Annotated in this window: 16 protein-coding genes and 1 pseudogene; 4 read left to right on the top strand and 13 right to left on the bottom strand. The window is 63.8% G+C overall.

Annotation, left to right across the window (positions count from 1 at the left end; genetic code table 11):
• The first annotated feature begins 49 nt into the window (after positions 1–49).
• Positions 50–193, top strand: a complete 144-nt coding sequence (locus tag AB0M74_RS07125; RefSeq protein ID WP_364902580.1) for a hypothetical protein — start codon at positions 50–52, stop codon at positions 191–193.
• Between the two features lie 121 nt (positions 194–314).
• Here AB0M74_RS07125 and AB0M74_RS07120 read toward each other — a convergent pair whose 3' ends face one another.
• The 8 genes from AB0M74_RS07120 to AB0M74_RS07085 form a co-directional block, all read right to left on the bottom strand.
• Positions 315–2,810, bottom strand: coding sequence for a hypothetical protein (locus AB0M74_RS07120; protein WP_364902578.1), 2,496 nt, complete (start codon positions 2,808–2,810; stop codon positions 315–317).
• Positions 2,807–5,335, bottom strand: a complete 2,529-nt coding sequence (locus tag AB0M74_RS07115; RefSeq protein WP_364902575.1) for an ATP-binding protein — start codon at positions 5,333–5,335, stop codon at positions 2,807–2,809. Before AB0M74_RS07115 ends, AB0M74_RS07120 begins: the two co-directional genes overlap by 4 nt.
• Complete coding sequence (locus AB0M74_RS07110) at positions 5,335–5,826, bottom strand: hypothetical protein (RefSeq protein WP_364902573.1); 492 nt, start codon at positions 5,824–5,826, stop codon at positions 5,335–5,337. The genes AB0M74_RS07115 and AB0M74_RS07110 overlap by 1 nt, the downstream gene beginning before the upstream one ends.
• Positions 5,823–6,083 (bottom strand): hypothetical protein, encoded by a 261-nt coding sequence (locus AB0M74_RS07105; RefSeq protein WP_364902570.1) that lies wholly within the window; start codon positions 6,081–6,083, stop codon positions 5,823–5,825. Before AB0M74_RS07105 ends, AB0M74_RS07110 begins: the two co-directional genes overlap by 4 nt.
• Before the next feature lie 18 nt (positions 6,084–6,101).
• Positions 6,102–7,112, bottom strand: a complete 1,011-nt coding sequence (locus AB0M74_RS07100; RefSeq protein ID WP_364902567.1) for a conjugal transfer protein — start codon at positions 7,110–7,112, stop codon at positions 6,102–6,104.
• A gap of 67 nt (positions 7,113–7,179) precedes the next feature.
• Complete coding sequence (locus tag AB0M74_RS07095; protein WP_364902565.1) at positions 7,180–8,331, bottom strand: GAF domain-containing protein; 1,152 nt, start codon at positions 8,329–8,331, stop codon at positions 7,180–7,182.
• Between the two features lie 169 nt (positions 8,332–8,500).
• The gene (locus AB0M74_RS07090; protein ID WP_364902562.1) at positions 8,501–9,394 is read right to left on the bottom strand and encodes an ROK family protein; all 894 of its coding nucleotides are present in this window, start codon (positions 9,392–9,394) and stop codon (positions 8,501–8,503) included.
• A gap of 52 nt (positions 9,395–9,446) precedes the next feature.
• Positions 9,447–9,899 (bottom strand): hypothetical protein, encoded by a 453-nt coding sequence (locus tag AB0M74_RS07085; protein WP_364902559.1) that lies wholly within the window; start codon positions 9,897–9,899, stop codon positions 9,447–9,449.
• 267 nt (positions 9,900–10,166) lie between these two features.
• Here AB0M74_RS07085 and AB0M74_RS07080 point away from each other — a divergent pair, with 267 nt between their 5' ends.
• Positions 10,167–10,877, top strand: a complete 711-nt coding sequence (locus tag AB0M74_RS07080; RefSeq protein WP_364902556.1) for a MerR family transcriptional regulator — start codon at positions 10,167–10,169, stop codon at positions 10,875–10,877.
• Between the two features lie 49 nt (positions 10,878–10,926).
• On the opposite strand, the pseudogene AB0M74_RS07075 reads toward AB0M74_RS07080, so the two are convergent.
• From AB0M74_RS07075 to prpB, 3 genes and pseudogenes are all read right to left on the bottom strand, one after another.
• A pseudogene (locus tag AB0M74_RS07075) lies at positions 10,927–11,147 on the bottom strand (limonene-1,2-epoxide hydrolase family protein); the annotation flags it as partial.
• Between the two features lie 118 nt (positions 11,148–11,265).
• Positions 11,266–12,402 (bottom strand): bifunctional 2-methylcitrate synthase/citrate synthase, encoded by a 1,137-nt coding sequence (locus AB0M74_RS07070; RefSeq protein ID WP_364902729.1) that lies wholly within the window; start codon positions 12,400–12,402, stop codon positions 11,266–11,268.
• Positions 12,403–12,407: 5 nt separating this feature from the next.
• Positions 12,408–13,316 carry a methylisocitrate lyase gene (gene prpB / locus AB0M74_RS07065; protein ID WP_364902554.1) on the bottom strand — a complete coding sequence of 303 codons (909 nt, stop codon included), beginning with the start codon at positions 13,314–13,316 and terminating at the stop codon, positions 12,408–12,410.
• A 26-nt stretch (positions 13,317–13,342) separates the two neighbouring features.
• On the opposite strand from prpB, the gene AB0M74_RS07060 reads away from it, so the two are divergent.
• Entirely contained in the window at positions 13,343–13,519 is a 177-nt protein-coding gene (locus AB0M74_RS07060; RefSeq protein WP_364902552.1) for a DUF1737 domain-containing protein, read from the top strand.
• 35 nt (positions 13,520–13,554) lie between these two features.
• Here AB0M74_RS07060 and AB0M74_RS07055 read toward each other — a convergent pair whose 3' ends face one another.
• On the bottom strand, positions 13,555–15,078 hold the full coding sequence (locus AB0M74_RS07055; protein ID WP_364902550.1) for an MmgE/PrpD family protein: 1,524 nt from the start codon (positions 15,076–15,078) through the stop codon (positions 13,555–13,557).
• A gap of 137 nt (positions 15,079–15,215) precedes the next feature.
• Between AB0M74_RS07055 and AB0M74_RS07050 the strand changes: the two genes are divergently transcribed.
• Entirely contained in the window at positions 15,216–16,637 is a 1,422-nt protein-coding gene (locus tag AB0M74_RS07050) for a short-chain fatty acyl-CoA regulator family protein (RefSeq protein ID WP_364902547.1), read from the top strand.
• 75 nt (positions 16,638–16,712) lie between these two features.
• Here AB0M74_RS07050 and recG read toward each other — a convergent pair whose 3' ends face one another.
• The gene (gene recG, locus AB0M74_RS07045; protein ID WP_364902544.1) at positions 16,713–19,007 is read right to left on the bottom strand and encodes an ATP-dependent DNA helicase RecG; all 2,295 of its coding nucleotides are present in this window, start codon (positions 19,005–19,007) and stop codon (positions 16,713–16,715) included.
• Positions 19,008–19,009: the final 2 nt, after the last annotated feature.

Here is a 19,009-nt window from a genome sequence, read left to right as displayed (position 1 = left end):
GGCGATACAAGCACGCAGCCAGTCGGAGGCGTTGGCATCTCCAGGCGCAATGGTCAATTCCGCATACGGGTTGGTCGTCGGCGTCGCGGGTCTGGAGGTCGTCGGCGTCGTTCTCGCCGCCGTGTTCCGTGGCGGTGAACGGGTTGGGGTCACCGTGCTCGACGGATCCGGCCCCACTGCGCTGTCGCACTGATAGACCAGATCCGCCGACGACTCCGCGGAGAACGCCTGGGTTGCCGCCACGAGCAGGAAGAGGAGTATGAGAATCGGCACGCCCAGCGCCGCCACCGCCGCTTTCCACCAGAACAGCTGGATCATCGCGGAGCACCCACGAAGTGATCGTTCAACATCCCGCGGACCTGATCCATGACCGGCGACCGGCCCACACTAGCCGCATCCGACTTCGGCGGCGCAATCGAATGCCAAGGTGTCGGATCCTTGCCCGATACCCAGATATCGGTATTCAAGGCAGCCCCGACGGCACCTCTGGTGTCACGGAACCGCTGTTTGTCGGCAGGATCCAGCAGAAGCTGGTCAACAGATCCGAGGACCCTCTTGGCGTGTTCATTGCCCATCCAGTTACGCATACGCTGCGCATCCTGCGGAGAAATGCCTTTCAGCAGCCCCGTTCCATCGGCTTTATCGGACTTCGCGAGCTCCATGAGGCTCTTCATCTTCGCCGCCGATGGACGTTCGAAGTAATCGTTGAGGAATGCTCGTTCCCGACCCATCGGACGACCGCCGTCGAGGGTGACGTTATTATCGTTCGCCCGATGGAAGCGGAAAGAGGCTTCCTGCAGCGTCGCCAAATCCGCCGCAGCTTCGTCGGCCGAACCCAATCCCCGCTCGAGACGGTACGAAGACCGCTGCGCATGTTGCATAGCGGATACGACATGACCGAGGTGTTTGTACTGCATAGTTTCGTCCTCGGCGTCATCAGCGGCACGCTTCCACGAACGAATAGCGTGAGTCATAATCTTTTCGTCGGTGAATCCAGCGCCAACGAGAGCACCCTTGGCATTGTCAATAGAGCCGCCCATGTCGATCATGCCCTGAATAGCGGCCGCAGCGCCGCGATAGGTGTTGATTCCACCCCATCTCGTCGCGTATTCGCGCGCCCCATTCGAGAACTCCACGAATTTCATGATCGATTGAGCATTCGAGTCCTGATACCACTGCTGCGAGGTATAAGGGAGCGCCCTGGAGAGCTGCCGCTTTTCCATCCTGGCATAGGGCCTGAAGGGACTGCGAGTTTTCGCCCACATCCATTCGGTGACGGGTGAACCACCCACTGTGCTGATCACGCCGAGCGTGGCGAGCGCTCCCGCCCCCATCGTGCGGCGAGCCCCGACAGCACCCATACCGAGTGCTGTTCCACCACCACCGCCGCCCCCACCTTTACCGGGCCCCTGCACTGCCAGCGCCACTCGGTTCGCCAGCCATTGGTTACCACTCTGCAGGCCCGTACCGAATTTCCTGAACTGGAGGATGACCGCGAGCTGGAGAAGTGCTGTAATGAAGGCCACCATCATGACCTGGCTACCGGCCTGAGTATAGAAGGCACGCAGGATCAGCATTTCAAATGCCAAGAAGATCGTATAGCCCGCCATGCATATCCCGGAATAGATGGCGTCGACCAGATTGCGGACCAGGAATGTCTGGGTCACTCCGTAGACGAATCCTCCCGCGGCAAACCCGAAGATCGCCATAATCGCGTGGTAGATTGCACGTAGCCCCGACGAAACCACCTTGACGGCAAAGAATCCAGAGAAGATGAGCTGGATGATGGCGGCGAGTAGAAGAATGAAACCGGCACCGATCTTTCCGAAGCCCGGGTTATTGGCCGACCACACCGCGTAGTCGTCGTTGCAGCCCTCCAGTCCTTTCTTTACTTGATCCTCGCTACCACTCATCATCCCGCTCGTCCATGCGGAGCTGCACCCTGGCTGGTCGTCGACCACATGATCGTAATTCCAAAGCTGCAACGGGCGTCGAATGAAGTTGTCGGCCATATCGACCTGTAAGGTAGCAATCAGCTGGTTCGGGTTCGGATTGCTATTGCCGTTCAAACCCGCGGCGACAGAAAGTCCTACGTTCCGACCCTGCGCCAGCAATCCATCCGACGAAAGGACATCCTCGAGTGGATCCGCAAGAAAAATTGGGCCAACAACTGCGACGACAAACATCGTCACTACTTGAATCACCGCTTTTGCGTGATACCCACGTATGATGAACCAGCCGACAAAGAACGCACCGATCGTCGCAGCAGTCGCCAACATCAGCGGCGTCGCGATGATATGAACCAGCGACTTCGCCGCCGAGTTGAATCCCGACCCGATCATATCGAGCCATCTGAAGTCCAATGCGAACCCGATCAACCAGATCCCAGAGGTCGTGATGACCAACCACCCGGCGAATATAACTCCGATAACCAGGGAAAGAGCAGTATTCCCAGGGTTCAGCAAACCCCCGTGATCGATAACGATCATGTAGCTCGAGACCGGGACGTTGTAGGAGTCCTTGACATTCATCCAGCTTGTTCCGACATTGGGCGACGATCCACGGCCCGTCGAAAAGGCGTGCGCGGTGGCCACCGCGCCGATGATGCCTGGAACCACGATGATGGCGAATACCATCGACACGATCCACGTTGTCCACCGTCGACGGCGGGTGGCAGTAGACCATTCGTGCACCCGCTGTATGACGGTGCGCGGCCGCCAACGCGCTGCGTCCCAGAACTCCATTTCCCACGCCGAGAAGGACTTCCGCGTCGTGCGCAGTCCGCGATCCCGAGCGAAACGGCCGATCATGGCACGACTTGTCGTTGTGTCAGCGCAGCGCGCATACCGTTGACGCTGGTCGGCGTGCTGGTGATGGCCTTGGCACGGTCCAACCGAGCCGGGCCGAGTACCTTTCCGCGTCCGATCCGGTTCAACGCATCGCGCATGAACATCTCCCCGCGCCGTTCCTCGGGAACTTGCCGACCTGGACCGATCGGCGGCGAGGTCTCTTCACGCAAAATCTGGAGCAGAAACGGCGCCTCCTCCAGATCGACGCCGAGCCATTCCAGGCTGTTGCGGGCCAGTGTTTCATCGCGCTGCCGGAAGATGAACCGGTTGGGGATCAGGTTGTGCGCGGCGCCCTGGAAGTCGGTCGCCGGATCGTGGGAGGCCAAGCCGATCGCGGCCAGGTGCTTGCGCCCGTCACGGCTGAAGTCCGAGGTCACGGCCGACCCGACCTGAGTTTGCGTGAAGTGGTGCGCTTCGTCGCCGACGAGCAGCCCGAACCGGCCGTTATCAGAGAGGAACGCTTCTCGTGCCGCGACACCGACCAGCTCATACAGTGCGGTCCCGAGTCGCTTCGTCAGTGGCAACCGGTTGTAGAGGTGCGGCGTGATCAGTTCCTCCGCCGTGGGCAATGCCAGATTGTGACTGCGCACCACGGTCGCCGCGGCAGTGAGCTTCAACGGTCGCAACTTCGGATCGAAGAGGACAGGCACCCGCTCGATAACGGTGCCGAGCCGCGCGGCGAGGTCGGCGTATTCGTCGGTATTTCCCGATTGGTCACGCAGTCGTTGGACCACATGGAACAAATCGAGCAGACTACGAATGCCGTGCTCGGCCATGCCTTTCGGCGTCAGCAGATTGCTGGCGGCCGCGCCCGCGCCGGAGGTCGGTGAGAGATCGAGCAGCGGCAGGATCGAGTCCAGTGCCCGCTCGCCTGCGATCTTCGGTTCGAACAGCCGCAGCGGATCCAAAGACACCGTCGGATTCGCCAAGTCGATGATGACGGCATTATCGATCGCCGAGGCGAAGTGCTCCCATTCGCCGACCTGACTACGGTCGATGGCGAGAAACTGGCCACCCATATCGTGGACCAACACCGCCATGAGTTTCAGGAAGTACGACTTACCCGAGCCCAGCTCACCGGTCACCGCGAACGAAGCCGACAGATCGTGCAGCGCCGCTTCCATGATGCCGAAATGAATCGGCTCGAAGTGGCCGGACAACAGATTGACACCTATGACCGGACCGCTGTCGTCCCCCACCTGGTTGGTGGTGAACGGCACGAAGCCTGCCCACATATCCGAGGGAACGATGTGGGCGAAATCGTCGAATGCCCGCCGAGGTGCGGTACCCGGTATCAGCATCGACCACAGATCGACCTGAGTGCCGACCGGCGCGGTCATCTCGACCTGGAAACGCTTGTAACGACGCTTGAGCGCATTGACCGCGTCCATCGTCGTCTCGCGCGATGGCCCGCCGATCGCGACGACCGTCGTGAACGACACCTCCGACTCACCACTGTTGACCTCGAAGTGCTCGTTGTACTCACCGAGCATCTGAGCTTTCGATGTCAACGTGTTCTGCGCGAAGGAGACCTCTTGGTCACGCTGGTCCATCTGTTCGCCCAAGCGACGCAAGTTCAGCTCGTTGTTCTTGAGCACTTGGTCAGCGGGCTTGGTCGAAATCCGCATGCCCCAGTCGACAGTGACGTCACCGAGGCCCTCGAGAACACTCAGGAATTCGCTGCCACCGGGAAACTTCATCCCCGCATACGGGAACGAGTGCGGTGTGAGCATCGCCTGGTAGGAGGGCTGATACTCGAAGTCGGGCTGGACCACCTTGATCACCGGGATGAACGATGGCCGGATTCGCCGGTTGCTGTCGGCCTGTGCCCCTTCGTCCAGTGCTGCGGAGCGGAACACCGCGGCCGTCGCATCGTCGAGCGCGCCCGCCCGGGTCGGCGCGACCGGATCGCCCGCAGCGCCACGCGACAGGTAGTGCTCCCACAGCCATTGGAACAACGCGGCGGGCACCGGAACCGGATCGAAATCACCGCCGATGCGCGAAAGGATCTCGTTCGCCTTCTTGTCGTAGGCGTCCAACTCTGCGCGGGAGATCGCGGTGGCATCGATCGTGGCCGTGCTGCCGCGCCACACTCGTGACAGTGCGGAGATACCCGCGTTCGCGGCGCCCACCGGAATGGTCAGCAGAAATATTCGCGTCTGCGGCACGATCGCGCGCACCCGCTCGAAGGAGGCGACCACCTCGTCGGCGTAGTCCTCGCACTCGTCGAGATCGACACCCTCCACCATCTTGGTGAGCACGTCGAGCGTGTTCAACCGCGCCTGGATACCCAGCAGCAGAGAACCGTTCGGCAAGCTGTTGATCAACGCGTGGTGCGCCACCTTCACGTCGTGTTTGTCGCCCGCCTTCCGCAACCCGTAGCCGAGTGGGTTGATGAAGTATGTCGCGGTGACCAAACCGGAATGGGTGAACTGCAGGTGTCCGCGAATCGCCGCCGTGGGCTGTATATCCCGTCCGAACGCCATCAGCCGCGCCTGTCCGACATCGAACCGCTGCTGATCACCTCGAGGAGTTGGGCTCCCGTATTGCGTTTCTTTTTGGCGGCGCTGGTGTCCCTCGGCCCATCGGGCAACAGCACAACCACCGACTCCTCGACGAACAGCGTGGTGCGCGACTCTTCGGCGCTGATCGGCATGCCCGAGGCGGACACAGGTTTGCGATTCACGATGAGCCGCCCCACCCACAGCGCTCGAGAGGTCATCCGAACCCCGGTGTAGGGCACCAAGCCGATGACGAAAACGGCGCCCACCGTGAGGACGAGACCGGTCACAAACGTGACAGCGGGGTTGACCGGAAACGACATGGCGCACACCGAAGTAACGGTTATCAACACCACTCCACCGGCGACCTGAGGCAGTGTGTAGGGCCCGAAAGGAAGTTTCTGACCGTTCTGCGCCTTACCGATCATGGTGGGGACGCGCTTGATCGGCGTGTACACCTTGATCGTTTGGCTCACCGATAGCCACCGATCGGATGGTCGGGGACGACGATGTTCGAGTCCGTGCGAGCATAATTGACGAGAGTCGGCAAAATCCAGAACATTACCGCGGCGAGAATTGCCGATCCGGTGACGGCGAGGATTTTGGCAGGCGACAGTTTCGATTTGAACGCCTCGGAAATCAGCACCCCCATACTGCCGATGGTGATGATTATCAATCCTGCCCAGCGCACAAACATCAGAAAGCCATAGAGGATGTAGCTGAGATTACCCATCGGGTGCCTCTTCTCGGATCAGTTCTGCTTGGCCGGCGGTATCTGCACTGTTGTTGTCGGAGGCGCGGTCGAGGTACTGGATGACGTACCTGCGCCGCGGGAATCCTGTGCTCCGACAACAGCAAGGGGATTCGACAGTGCCGGCACCGAATCGATAGACGCCACCTGCCACTGTCCGCCGTTGCGGACCATCGACAGTGGGTATGCCAGCGTCGCGGTAGCGCCGCCGTCGGCCTTCGGGTTGACGGTGGCCAACACCTGCGCCTTGGTTTTACTTACGCCGCAGCTCGTGTCGTCGGCGGACACCGAAACCAGATCGACCGCGGTGAACGGCGCCGGCTTCAATGCGGTGATACCCGCGTCCTGAGTGGTGTATCGGACCACCTCGCCCGAATTCGCGAGCATCGCACCGAGGAATCCGGACGCGACCTGCGCCAGCGGAGTCTCGGAGGTACAGGGGGTGGAGTACGCCAGTGCGAGATCGGCACCGCGCCCAGGTGCCTCCACCACCGCGGGGATCGACAGAGCCCGCAACCGGCCCTCGGACAACGACACCGCGACCCGATAGAAGTATCGCGGGTCCGCGGGTGTCACCGTCGCCCCTTTGGCGACCCGCACCGACACCGTCACCGACCAGACATCGAGGCCGCCGGTGGAGTTCGTCCGTGAAACATAGACCACGGCCGGATCCGCCACCTGCCGCGCGGTCGCCGGCAACGAGACCTGCTGACCCGCGCCGACATACTCACCGATCCGATCCTGTTGTCCGGCAACAGAAGTCAAATAGGTGACGACGAATTGCTGAGCAAACGACCCGGCCAATTGCGCGCGACCGATAATGGCGGTCGTCGTGTTGTCCGATGGCGGCGGCGGCCCCGAGGAGAACATACTGAATATCGCGTGACCCCCACCGAGCGCAGCGAGCACCGCGAGCACGGCGACCAGAACATTGTCGCGGCGGCGGCGAGCAGCCATCCGGCGAAGCAAAGCTTCACCCGATTCCGACTGCCCACGAGCCAATGTCCTCACTCCCGAAATGGTAGAGAGCACAATCGATCCCAACCGCGTACCCATTCCCAACAATGGGAATGACATGTCACCATGCGGGGCTGCGCTGCATCCGGCCCGCCAGCCAGTGCCGGAGCTGGTCGTCATAGCCGATGGGCGCACTCCGTTGCCGCGGCTCCATGGACATGCGACTCGGCTCGAGCACGGGCACGTCGTAGCCGACACGAACAAGTTGCGCGATCGCCAGCCGTCCGCTCGAGTACCCCGGATACGGGTACAGCAGGACCGAGGTCGGCGTGTAGCCACCGCCATAGTTGAGGGCCCGGACCGTAACCCCCACACTGTCACCGGACTGCAGCCGATCGTTGAGTTCGACCAAGCGAGGTCGATCGTCGGCATGGAAGACGTCCACCGGCCGGAAGAGATAGTCCCATCGGATCCAGGGCGCCGGATCGGTGAGCCAATGCGCGATGGTGGTGTGTTCGAGCTGGATAACAGCGAGATGAGTGCCGGCGCGACGATGCGCTTCCCGCAACCCGATGCGCTCCAGCGTCGGCCAGGCCGACGGCTCATCGTCGGAGGTGACATCCTCGATCAACCACCACGCACCGCGTCCGCGCTCGTCGTCACGTGACCGAATGGTGATCCGCCAACGCCCCGGGCGGGCCGGGCCGTGCGCGACGGAGGTCTCAAACTGCATCTTGTCACCGGGCTTGGGATTGTAAAGCAGGTCGAGCACCTCGGCATGCCGATCAAAAGTCGACACTCGGTGAAACAACTCGGCGATCGACATCCTGGGGGCATACTGCTCGGGCGAAATGCCGGATAACTGCGTCATCCCGCTCGGCTGCTCGAGCGTCTGGCTACCGAGGTCCCAGATCACACCAACCGCGGGATTCAGTGGGGGCACCTGCGCCGACGCGGGCCCGAGCCACAGTCGGACCGCGTGCACATCACCGGCGGGCCCGAACACCGGCCTGATCAGCAGCCGGTGCGGACCAGCACCGGTCGGCACCGCGAGATCGACGTCCTCGGCCTGATCGCGAGCTTTTCTGATGGCCTCGGTGAGGATCGGAGTGGTGAGATTGTCATAAAGCGCGGGCGTTTTGGACAGCATCCGCTGCAGCGCACGCTGCCACCCCGCGAAACCTCGCGGCTCATTACCGATGGAGGCCACCGACATGACGCCAGGCGTGAGGGTTTCCACCGTCACCCAAGGAATCACTGCTTCACTTCGCATCGCACATTGCCCGCTTCAGCCGTTGTTCCGGGCATGACCCAGATGAGACATCCTGTGACTTAGGCAATGTACCGTTATTTAGCGGCTCAATCAACCGTCGCTTGGCAAGCCCTCTTTGTCACGGTGCCACCACCGTGATCGATAGCGGCCTCGACTGTCGCCGCCCTGGTCAGTTCCCTGGGGCCGTCAGCGCGAGCACCCCGGCTCCCGCCAGCATTGCCACCGGGCCGAGCGTCGATGGCACGACGCGCAGCCCGGACAAGAAGCTGAGCCTGGCGTGCGTAGCGACAGCTTCGTTCAGCGGTTTCCACAGTGCCGGCCCAGCTTCGGAGAGCACGCCGGTGATGACCACGAGGCCGAGATCGAGCATCGCGGCCACCGACGCGATCGCCCTGCCGAGAGCTGTGCCGGCGCGCCCCATCGCGGCAGCCGGGATCTCCTCGCCGACCAGTGCAGCCTCGACCAGCGCCGCGACCGTCAACCCGCCCCACCCCTGTGCCTGCGCCCACCGCAGCGCCGCCCTGCCGCTGGCGACAGCCTCCAGACAGCCGCGACTGCCGCACTCGCAGCGGTCGTCGAAACCCGGGACCAGCACGTGCCCGATGTGACCGGCATTGCCGGTCCGTCCGACCACCACGAATCCACCCACCATGATCCCGCCGGTGACACGATCGGACACCGAGATCGCCAAGGAGTCCATCACCTCTTGGGTGGCACCGATGTTTCGTTCGCCGAGGGTCAGGCACACCCCATCGAGGGCGACGCGGACGGCGGCATTCGGAAACAAGGCCTGTGCCGCCTGAACGATGGCGAAACCCCCTCGCCACTCCGGAACGTCGAGTGGCGCAACCACACCGGCTGCCATATCGACCGGGCCCGCCGAAGCGATGCCCAATGCGGTGACCTCTCGGCCTGCCGCGACCTCGAGCAACATTTCACTGCACTGTTCCCATGCCCCGCGGGCCGGGACCGCGATCCTGCGGACGTCATCGGTATCCACGTCCGCAGCGATCTCACTGGCTGCGAACCACGAGGTAGCGATCTCCAATGCCAGCGTTGTCATGAGTTACCCACTATCAGAGAGAGATTCGTTGTCGAAGGTCAATGCAGCCTAGTCACATCGCATCGGTCCCGGTGGGTTTCAGCGGTCGGCCGAGCACAATATGCCTGCGTGGAGCCGTCAGCGTGGGTGTAGTGCGAAGCTGCCGAGGGCCATTGCGAATGATCTGCATGGGCCGTTTGTGATCGATCGGGGCCGTGCGGTGCCGCTCCAGGTTCTCGATGACACTGCCGGAATTGTCGTAGGCGACGCCTGCCCAGATCATCGCACGGGGGCCGTCACCACGAGTGATGAGAGTCTGCGCCAACTGTTGGCATTGCGCGAGCAACGGGCAGCTCTGGCAGGTGCCGATTGCGGTTCGCCATGCGTCGGGGTTACCGGCGTCCATGTCCCAGCTGTCGGGCCCGTCCGCGCATGGTGGGCGCTGGGTCGACTTGGTTTTGATCGGTGAGATCTTTGCCGGTGCCGGGGTTTCCGTCTTCAGCGGCGCGATCCGCGTAATGCTCATAGCCATCTCCGGGGATGCCGAGGGTACGCCGACAAAGAGGCGTGTCCCATGGATCGGAAGGTCATCAGGGCTGCTCGACAGTCCCCGGAACCCAGCCGCAATAGCTGGTAGACGCACGGTAGCGCGCCGTTGGCCCTGCAGGCAACACTTTGCGCCACTAAGTAACGGCACGTTGACACGGTGGCAACCCTGCGATACCGTTTTTTGACGGCGCGTTATTGAACGGTCCATTTTCGAGGGGGCCCCGATTATGGTTTCCTGGTAAACATGGCTGCAGAATCACACTTCACAATCGACGAACTGGCACGGGCAGCCGACACCACCGTGCGCAGTGTTCGCGTGTATCACGAGCGAGGGCTGCTGCCCTCCCCCGAGGTGCGCGGGCGGATCGGTTACTACGGGTCGGACCATCTCGACCGGCTGCAGACGATCAGCCGTCTGCTGGGTCGCGGCATGAAACTCAACGGCATCCGCGAGCTGTTGGAGGCCTGGGATCGTGGCGACGGGCTTGCCGACGTCCTCGGCGTCAGCAGTCAGGACAGCCCGGAACCAGCCTCTTCGGCCGAACCGCAGCCCGAAGACAGCTATCCCGACCTTCCCGAGTACGCGAAGCAGGCCCTCGCCACCAGCGATGACCCGCTCGAGGCATATCGACTCACGAACCCACGTGCCTGTGATCTGGCCACCCGGCTCGCCGACTCCGGATTACCCGCGACGGACACCTTCCATCTGGTCGAGCGGCTCCGAGCGGACTGTGATCGGATCGCCGACCGGTATGCCACGGAACTGTTCTACCGACTGGCGGGGCAAACCTATGAGCAGTCCGGACGGACGCCGAAGGATCGCGCCAGGCTCGAGACCGATCTGGCCATCGCACGGCTCATCGTTACCCGCGCCGCTTCGGAACTGATCGACGAGGCTTTCGCCCGGCATTTCGAGTTGCCTGCGGCGTCCCCGCGCGCCGCAGAGCCGCACTGATCGGTCGATTCGACAGCCCATCGTCGCGCTGCCGGTCCCGACGTCGGGCCTATAAACCGAATGCCGTGTTGATGGCTGCCATGTCGAAGTAGTCACGCCAGGCGGTAATGGCACCGTCGGTCACCTCGAAGACCCCCATCACGGGAAGCGGTGTATCGCGGCCGTTGCCACGCAACGTATCCGTGCGCTCGTCATGACCACGTTGCCGGAGACGACCTGATGGTGGATGTCGAAGTCGATGGCGTCGAAGGTGGTGAGGAAACCTGCGATACCGCTCACTCGCTTTCTCGCGGCGACACGGCCGTGCCGGAACGCTCGGTTCGATCTCCCCGATTACACCAAACGCTTGCTCGGCTCGGAGACGGTTCGGAGAGATCGCCCGGGATGCCTACGGGTGCATCCCACCTCCGATGAGCAACTCCCGCTGTGGCACGCCGGTGTACAGCGACAGCGGTCGGATGAGAGCGTTGGCGGCCGCCTGCTCGGCGATGTGGGCGGTCCACCCGGTGATACGGCTCATCACGAAGATCGGCGTGAACATCTCGATATCGAAACCCATCAGGTAGTAGGCCGGGCCCGCCGGGAAGTCCAGGTTGGGTTTGATGCCGGTCATCTCGGCCATCGCGCGCTCCAGCTCGGTGTACATGCGCAGCCAACGCTGACCGCCGGCCACCTCGGCCACCTGCTCCAGGGCGGCGCGCATGGTCGGCACCCTGGAGTCGCCGTTCTTGTAGACCCGGTGCCCGAAACCCATCACCTTCTCTTTGCCGGCGAGCTTGGCGCGCAACCATTCCGCCGCCAGCTCGGGATCACCTATTTCCAGCATGGCCTGCATGACAGCCTCATTGGCGCCACCGTGCAGCGGACCTTTGAGCGCACCGATGGCCGCCGTGATCGCGCTGTACATATCCGAGCGAGTGGAGGTGACGACCCGTGCGGCGAACGTCGAAGCGTTGAAACTGTGCTCTGCGTACAAAATGAGCGAGATTTCGAAGGCACGGACGATCCGCGGGTCGGGAAGCTGCCCGAAGCACATATTGAGAAAGTTCTCGGCGAATCCGAGCTGCGCGTGCGGCGCAATGGGATCCAGCCCACGACGGCGGCGCATGTCCGCGGCGATTACCGTCGGCAATACCGCGGTCAACCGCAGCGCCTTGGCCGGCAGTGCCCGTTGTTCGGGCGCATCGCCGAGGTTCTCTTCGAGATCTTCCGCGCCGAGGTAGCTGACCACCGTCCGCACCACATCCATCGGATGGCACGATTCCGGCATCTTCCCGATCAGGGACAGGATCGAACGATCTATCCGCCGCTGTGCGCGTTCGCGCTGGCTGAGCAGTTGGAGTTGGGCAGCGTCGGGCAGTTCGCCGTACCAGAGCAGGTAAGCGACCTCCTCGAAACCGCAGTGCCACGCCAGGTCCTGCACCGCATAGCCGCGGTAGGTCAATGAGTTGGTCTCGGGCACCACCTTGGAGATGGTGGTGGTATCGACCACCACACCAGCCAGGCCCTTCTTGATCTCGGTCATGTCGATCACTCGCTCACGGTGAAATTGAAGATTCCGGAATCGAAGTCGTTGTACTTCTGGTACTCGAGCAATTCATAGAGTCGCGCTCGGTGTTGCATCCGCCCGACCAGATCGGACTGTGTTCCGGTAGCGGCGATTTCACGCAAACCCTGTTCGACCGCAAACATCGCGAGGCGCAGCGTGGTGACGGGATAGATCACGGCGTTGTAGCCGAGGTCTTCCAGCACTCCGGCCGAGAGCAATTCCGATTTGCCGAACTCGGTCATATTGGCGAGTAGCGGAACATTCACCGCCGCGCGGAATTTCGCGAATTCGGTGGCATCGGCCAGCGCCTCGATGAAGATCAGGTCCGCCCCGGCATCCACATATGCGCCTGCCCGTTCGATGGCCGCGTCCAGTCCCTCGATGCCGCGTGCGTCGGTGCGCGCGCAGATGACGAAGTTCGGGTCGCGGCGGGCCGAGACGGCCGCGCGGATCCTGCGGACCATCTCCTCGGCGGCGACAACCGCTTTGCCGTCGAGATGGCCGCAACGTTTGGGATTGACCTGATCTTCGATGTGACAGCCCGCCAGCCCGGCTTCCTCCAGCAACGTGACGGTGCGGGCAGCGTTCATCGGCTCACCGAAGCCGGTGTCGGCATCGATCAGCACCGGCAGATCGGTGACCGAGGCGATCTGCCTGCCGCGCGCGGTCACCTCGGTCAGGGTGGTCAGACCGATGTCGGGCAAGCCGAGCTCCGCCGACATCACCGCGCCCGATACATAGACGCCTTCGAAGCCGATCTCCTGGATCAGCTTGGCCACCAACGGGTTGAAAGCGCCGGGCCACCGCTGGATACGACCGGACCCGAGACCCGCGCGCAGGGCGACACGTTTCTGTCCTGCGCTCGTCGCGACGGCAATCGGCCCGCTCATCGCGCACACCGCTTTAAGCTGGCGGTATGACCGACGATCAACCCTTGCGCTACCGATTGATCACCGGCGTCGACGACGCGGCATTCTGCGAGCGGGTCAGCGACCTGCTCGATCAGGGCTATCGGTTGCAGGGTCCCCCCGCCGTCACCTACAACGGCGAGAATGTGATCGCCGCGCAGGCGCTGGTCTGGGGGCCATATTGAGGGCGCTGTCAACGCAGCAGCGGTGATCGTGGACATCAGAAGATCCCCTCGCCGATCGAAGGCGCACGGTTGAGCAACGCGTCGGAGACGGTGAACGTCAGCTGATCCAGTTCGCCCGCCACCAGTTCCGGGGTCCGCTGCACGACGTCGAGGAAGCGATCTTGCTCGCTAGCGGTCAGCACGTCCTCGGCCAGTGTCCGGAACTTGGCGAGGTATTGCTCGCGGGCGAACGGCCGCGCACCGAACGGGTGCGCATCGGCGACGGCGAGTTCGTCGACGATGGTCTCGCCACTGTTCAGCGTCACCACAGCCCGTGCCCCGAACGCCTTTTCGTTCGGATCGGTGGCGTGATAGCGGCGGGTCCACTCCGGATCCTCAGTGGTGGAAATCTTGCGCCACAGCGCGACAGTGTCGGGCCGCTGCGCGCGCTCGGACGCGTAGGAGCGCTCGTGATGCCACGCGCCGTCCTGGAGCGCTACCGCAAAGATGTAGGGCACCGAGTGATCAAGGGTCTCCCGACTGGCCAACGGATCGAACTTCTGCGGATCACCCGATCCGGTCCCGATCACCACATGGGTGTGATGACTGGTGTGCAGCACGATCGAGGCGATCTGATCGAGATCGCCGATGCGGACACGCATTCGGCGGGCCAGGTCGATGGGCGCCTGACTCTGGTACTCGGCGGAATGCTCCTTGGTGTAGCTGTCCAGAATCGCACGCTTGGCCTCACCGGGCGCTGGCAGCGCCACCGGGTACTCGGCATCCGGACCGCCGAGTAGCCAGGCGATGACGCCATCCGCGCCCTCCCAGATCGGCGCGGGCGCGCCCTCGCCGCGCATCGCCCGGTCAACTGCCTCCACCGCCATTTTGCCCGCGAAGGCCGGCGCGTATGCCTTCCAACTGGAGATCTCGCCCTTGCGTGACTGGCGGGTGGCAGTCGTGGTGTGCAGGGCTTGCCCGATCGCCTGATAGATCGTCTCGGTATCCAGTCCGAGCAGCGTGCCGATCCCCGCGGCAGCCGACGGGCCGAGATGCGCCACATGATCGATCTTGTGCTCGTGCAGGCAGATTCCCCGCACCAGGTCGATCTGGATTTCATAGCCGGTCGCCAGACCGCGTATCAGCTCGGCGCCGGAGCGGCCGGTGTGCTGGGCGACTGCGAGGATCGGCGGGATGTTGTCGCCGGGGTGCGAGTAGTCGGCCGCCAGGAAGGTGTCGTGAAAGTCCAGTTCGCGCACCGCGACTCCGTTCGCCCATGCCGCCCACTCCGGCGACACCCGGTGCACTGCGGGCAAGCCGAACACGGGGGCTCCCGACCGCCCGGGCCGCGGAGCGTAGGGCTGTGCGGTCACCTGCCGACGAGCACTGGTGACGGGACGGCGCAGCAGCGAAGCCGCGGCGACCGCCGCGTTGTCGATGAGCCGATTCACGATCATCTCGGTCACCTCGGCGGTCACCTCGACCGGGTCGGTGGCGACCTCGGCAATCTTGGAAGCGAGGTGCTCCGAGCGCGGAAAGTCCTCGGCGGCGCTGCGTGCACGTACAGTGTGAGTCTTCATGCATCCTCCGGTTCAGTGTCGCTTCGCACGCTACGCACGACCGATTCGATGCAAAACACCTTGCAACAGCAGAATTTTGCGGGCGAGATTCACATATTTTGCGATGTTTGCGAATTCCGACCGCTACGATCTTGCACGTGCGCAAGATGTACGCGGGCGCCCGACTACGGCGGTTGCGCGAAGAACGACGGATGACCCAGGCAGCTCTGGCGAAGTCGCTGGATCTATCGCCCAGCTACCTCAACCAACTCGAGCGTGACCAGCGACCACTCACCATCCCGGTACTGCTGAAACTCAACTCCACCTTCGACCTCGACGTGCAGTTCTTCGCCGCCGACTCGGACGCCCGGCTGGTCTCCGACCTGCACGAAGTGCTGGTCGATGCCGCGGGCGGCGACAGCGCGCCGCTGACCGAGGTGGAGGAACTGGCGACCCGGCTACCCGAGGTGGCCAGAATCGTCGTCTCGATGCACCGGCGATTGCGCGCCGCGAACGACCAGCTCGACCTGCTCTCGGCGCGGGTGGCGGCGCCGACCGGCACGCCGGGTACGCCCACGCCCTATGAGGATGTGCGCGACTTCTTCTACGACCACCACAATCACATTCCGCAACTCGATCACGCCGCCGAACAGCTCTTCGAGGAATGCGGCATGACCATCGGCTCGCTCGATCGGCAACTCGCCAGAGTGGCCGAGGAGCGCGCGGGCGTCACGGTTCTCGTGCGCGGCGACGGTGCCGACCCGTCGATCCCGAAACGGCACTACGACCCGGAAAGCCGCACACTGACACTGGCTCGACGGCTGCGACCCGGGCAGCGGGCCTTCCAGATCGCGACCACGCTCGGATTCTTGCTCTTCGGGAAAGAGCTGGACGCGGTGCTGGCCGAAACCCCCTCGCTCACCGGCGAATCCCGCGCGCTCGCCCGCATCGGACTCGCCAACTACTTCGCGGGCGCAGTGGTGCTGCCCTATGGCCGGTTCCTGCGCTCGGCCGAGGAGCTGCACTACGATATCGACCTGCTCAGCCTGCGGTTCGAGGTCGGTTTCGAAACGATCTGCCACCGGCTGAGCACTTTGCAGCGCCAGGGTCAGCGCGGCGTGCCGTTCTTCCTTGTCCGCACCGACCGCGCGGGCAATATCTCGAAACGCCAGTCCGCCACCGCATTCCACTTCTCCAGAGTCGGCGGCAGCTGTCCGCTGTGGGTGGTGCACGAGGCGTTCGCCAGCCCGGGGCGCGTCTTGACGCAGATCTCCGCGATGCCCGACGGGCGCCGCTACCTGTGGATCGCCCGCACCACCACGACCGCGCCGCACGGATTCGGCACATCCACGAAGAACTTCGCGATCGGGCTCGGCTGCGATATCGAATACGCCGACCGCCTGGTGTACTCCACCGGCCTCGACCTCGACGACCCCGCTACCGCGGTGCCGATCGGCGCAGGCTGCAAGGTCTGTGAACGCCCGTCTTGTCCCCAGCGTGCGTTTCCCAATATCGGCAGCCCCCTCGCGGTCACCGAGCACACCAGCACCGACCTCCCGTATCCCCGCTCGACGCGCTGACGGCTCGGCGCGCCCACACCGTCGGCCGAGACCGTTTCGGAGCATGGAGATTTCGGTGCGCTCGGGGTCGTGCGATCAGGATTTGGCGAGGTACTCGATGCGCTCGCCATCGACCGCGGCGTGCATCATGCCCGCGAGGCCCGGGTGCTTTGCCAAGCCCGGATCGTCCGCCACCACTTTCCGGGCCAAATCCTGTGCGGCGGTGATGACTTCGAGATCGTCGAGCAGCGAGAGCAGCCGCAAGGAGCGGGCGGTGCCGGATTGCGCGGCGCCGAGGACGTCACCTTCGCGGCGTTGACGTAGGTCGAGGACGGCGAGTTCGAAGCCGTCGGTGGTGGCCGACACCGCATTCAGCCGGGCCATGGCGGTGCCGCCAGGGTTGGCGTCGGTGACGAGCAGACAGAGACCGGCGTGTTGGCCGCGGCCGATACGGCCGCGCAGCTGGTGCAGTTGGCTGACGCCGAATCGGTCCGCATCGAGAATCACCATCACAGTGGCATTCGGGACGTCCACGCCGACCTCGACGACGGTGGTGCAGACGAGGACATCGATGTCGCCGTCGTTGAAAGCACGCATCACCTGGTCTTTCTCATCCGATGGCAGCCTGCCGTGCAGCAGACCGACGCGGACGCCCGACAGTGGGCCGGTGCGCAGCGTATCGAACACGTCGACGGCGGCCTGCGTCGTCGGGCCCTCCTTCTCGGGTTCGAGCTTGTCACCGTCGCCGGATTTCGACCGACCGTTGCGGGACTTGCCCGCACGGGCATCCTCGTCGTCACCGATCCGGGAACAGACAACATAGGCCTGCCGACCGGCCGCGACCTCTTCGAGGATCCGTTCCCAGGCTCGATCGACCCAGCTCGGATGCTGCTTGCGCGGCACCACCTTCGAGATGATCGGCGAGCGTCCTCTCGGCAGTTGGGTGAGGGTGGAGGTCTCCAGGTCACCGAGAGTGGTCATCGCGATCGTGCGCGGAATCGGCGTCGCGGTCATCACCAGCAGGTGCGGACTGGATCCGGCTTTCGCCTTGGCGCGCAAAGCATCCCGCTGCTCGACGCCGAAGCGGTGCTGTTCGTCGACCACCACCATGCCGAGATCGAAGAACTCCACCGCGTCCTGGATCAACGCATGGGTGCCGATCACAATGCCTGCCGCACCGGTGACCGCGTCGAGCAGCGCGGCCTTCTTTGTGCCCGCCGACATCGAACCGGTGACGAGCACGACCTTGGTGGCCTGCTCCGCCGCGCCGAGCTCGCCCGCGGTGCCGAGGTCGCCCAGCATCGCACGCAACGACCGATAGTGTTGTGCGGCAAGCACTTCCGTCGGCGCCAGCAGTGCGCACTGCTGGCCGGCATCGACCACCTGCAACATCGCGTGCAGCGCGACGATCGTCTTGCCCGAGCCCACCTCACCCTGGAGCAAACGGTGCATGGGGTGGGTACGCGAGAGGTCGGCGGAGATCTCCGAGATCACCTGCCGCTGCCCTTCGGTCAGTTCGAAAGGCAGGCGGGTGCCGAAGACCGCGGCGATGCCGTCCGAGCGCGGTGGGCACGGCCGCGCCGCGCGCCCCTCCACCTCGTGCCGACGTTCGGCAAGCACCAGCTGCAATGCCAGCGCCTCGTCGAAACGCAAACGCTCCCTTGCCTGCTCGATATCGGTTTTGCTCTCGGGCAGATGGATCAGCCGGAGCGCTTCGGACACCTTCAGCAACCCGCGATCTTCCCGCAGGTCGGTCGGCAGCGGATCGTCGATCGGGTCCAACTGATCGAGTACCTGCCGCACACAGGCAAGCAGATCCCAGCTCTGCACCTTCGCGGTCGCGGGATATACCGGAATGTACTCCCGCTCGAAGAAGGAGACATCCACGCCTCCAGCGCCTTTCGCGCTCTGCGCCAGACCGCGCAGCGCACCGCTGCCGCGCACCGAGGTCAGATTCTCGACCGAGCTGTCTTCCTTCTCCGGCAGGATCAGATAATCGGGATGCGAAAGGTTCCACCGGTCCGGCCGCCACCAATGCACGGTGCCCGACATCATCGCCCGAACTCCTTCGCGGACAAGGTAACTCACCTTGTCGCCATTGAAGAAGGTGATCTCGATCGGACGCACCGAGCCGGTGTCGAGGACGACTTTGAGCAGTCTGCCCCTGCGGTTCTTCATCGGCCGCAGTTCGGTTTTGGTCACCCGGCCGATGACGGTGATATGCGCGCCTTCCTCGGGCTCTTCCTGCGTGAGGGGCTGGCCCTGGGTCGCATAGCGCAGCGGGTAGTGCCGCAGCAGGTCCTCGACGGTGTGCATGTCGAACGCGTCGGCCAGTGGCTCGGCCGCCTTCACACCGAGCAGGTGGTCGAGCCGATCGCTCAATGTCGCCATGG

The sequence above is a fragment of the Nocardia sp. NPDC051463 genome, from assembly GCF_040681975.1.
In the GTDB taxonomy this organism is placed as follows: domain Bacteria; phylum Actinomycetota; class Actinomycetes; order Mycobacteriales; family Mycobacteriaceae; genus Nocardia.
Note: the sequence above shows the minus strand (reverse complement) of the source record. Positions and strands in the feature narration are given on the sequence as shown.

Excerpts from the sequence above, each read along its gene's own strand:
- AB0M74_RS07115 (WP_364902575.1), bottom strand. The coding sequence starts at position 5,335 with ATGGCGTTCGGACGGGATATACAGCCCACGGCGGCGATTCGCGGACAC.
- AB0M74_RS07090 (WP_364902562.1), bottom strand. The coding sequence starts at position 9,394 with ATGACAACGCTGGCATTGGAGATCGCTACCTCGTGGTTCGCAGCCAGT.
- AB0M74_RS07125 (WP_364902580.1), top strand. The coding sequence starts at position 50 with ATGGTCAATTCCGCATACGGGTTGGTCGTCGGCGTCGCGGGTCTGGAG.
- AB0M74_RS07085 (WP_364902559.1), bottom strand. The coding sequence starts at position 9,899 with ATGAGCATTACGCGGATCGCGCCGCTGAAGACGGAAACCCCGGCACCG.
- AB0M74_RS07095 (WP_364902565.1), bottom strand. The coding sequence starts at position 8,331 with ATGCGAAGTGAAGCAGTGATTCCTTGGGTGACGGTGGAAACCCTCACG.
- recG (WP_364902544.1), bottom strand. The coding sequence starts at position 19,007 with ATGGCGACATTGAGCGATCGGCTCGACCACCTGCTCGGTGTGAAGGCG.
- AB0M74_RS07105 (WP_364902570.1), bottom strand. The coding sequence starts at position 6,083 with ATGGGTAATCTCAGCTACATCCTCTATGGCTTTCTGATGTTTGTGCGC.
- prpB (WP_364902554.1), bottom strand. The coding sequence starts at position 13,316 with ATGAGCGGGCCGATTGCCGTCGCGACGAGCGCAGGACAGAAACGTGTC.
- AB0M74_RS07060 (WP_364902552.1), top strand. The coding sequence starts at position 13,343 with ATGACCGACGATCAACCCTTGCGCTACCGATTGATCACCGGCGTCGAC.
- AB0M74_RS07120 (WP_364902578.1), bottom strand. The coding sequence starts at position 2,810 with ATGATCGGCCGTTTCGCTCGGGATCGCGGACTGCGCACGACGCGGAAG.
- AB0M74_RS07080 (WP_364902556.1), top strand. The coding sequence starts at position 10,167 with ATGGCTGCAGAATCACACTTCACAATCGACGAACTGGCACGGGCAGCC.
- AB0M74_RS07070 (WP_364902729.1), bottom strand. The coding sequence starts at position 12,402 with ATGACCGAGATCAAGAAGGGCCTGGCTGGTGTGGTGGTCGATACCACC.
- AB0M74_RS07055 (WP_364902550.1), bottom strand. The coding sequence starts at position 15,078 with ATGAAGACTCACACTGTACGTGCACGCAGCGCCGCCGAGGACTTTCCG.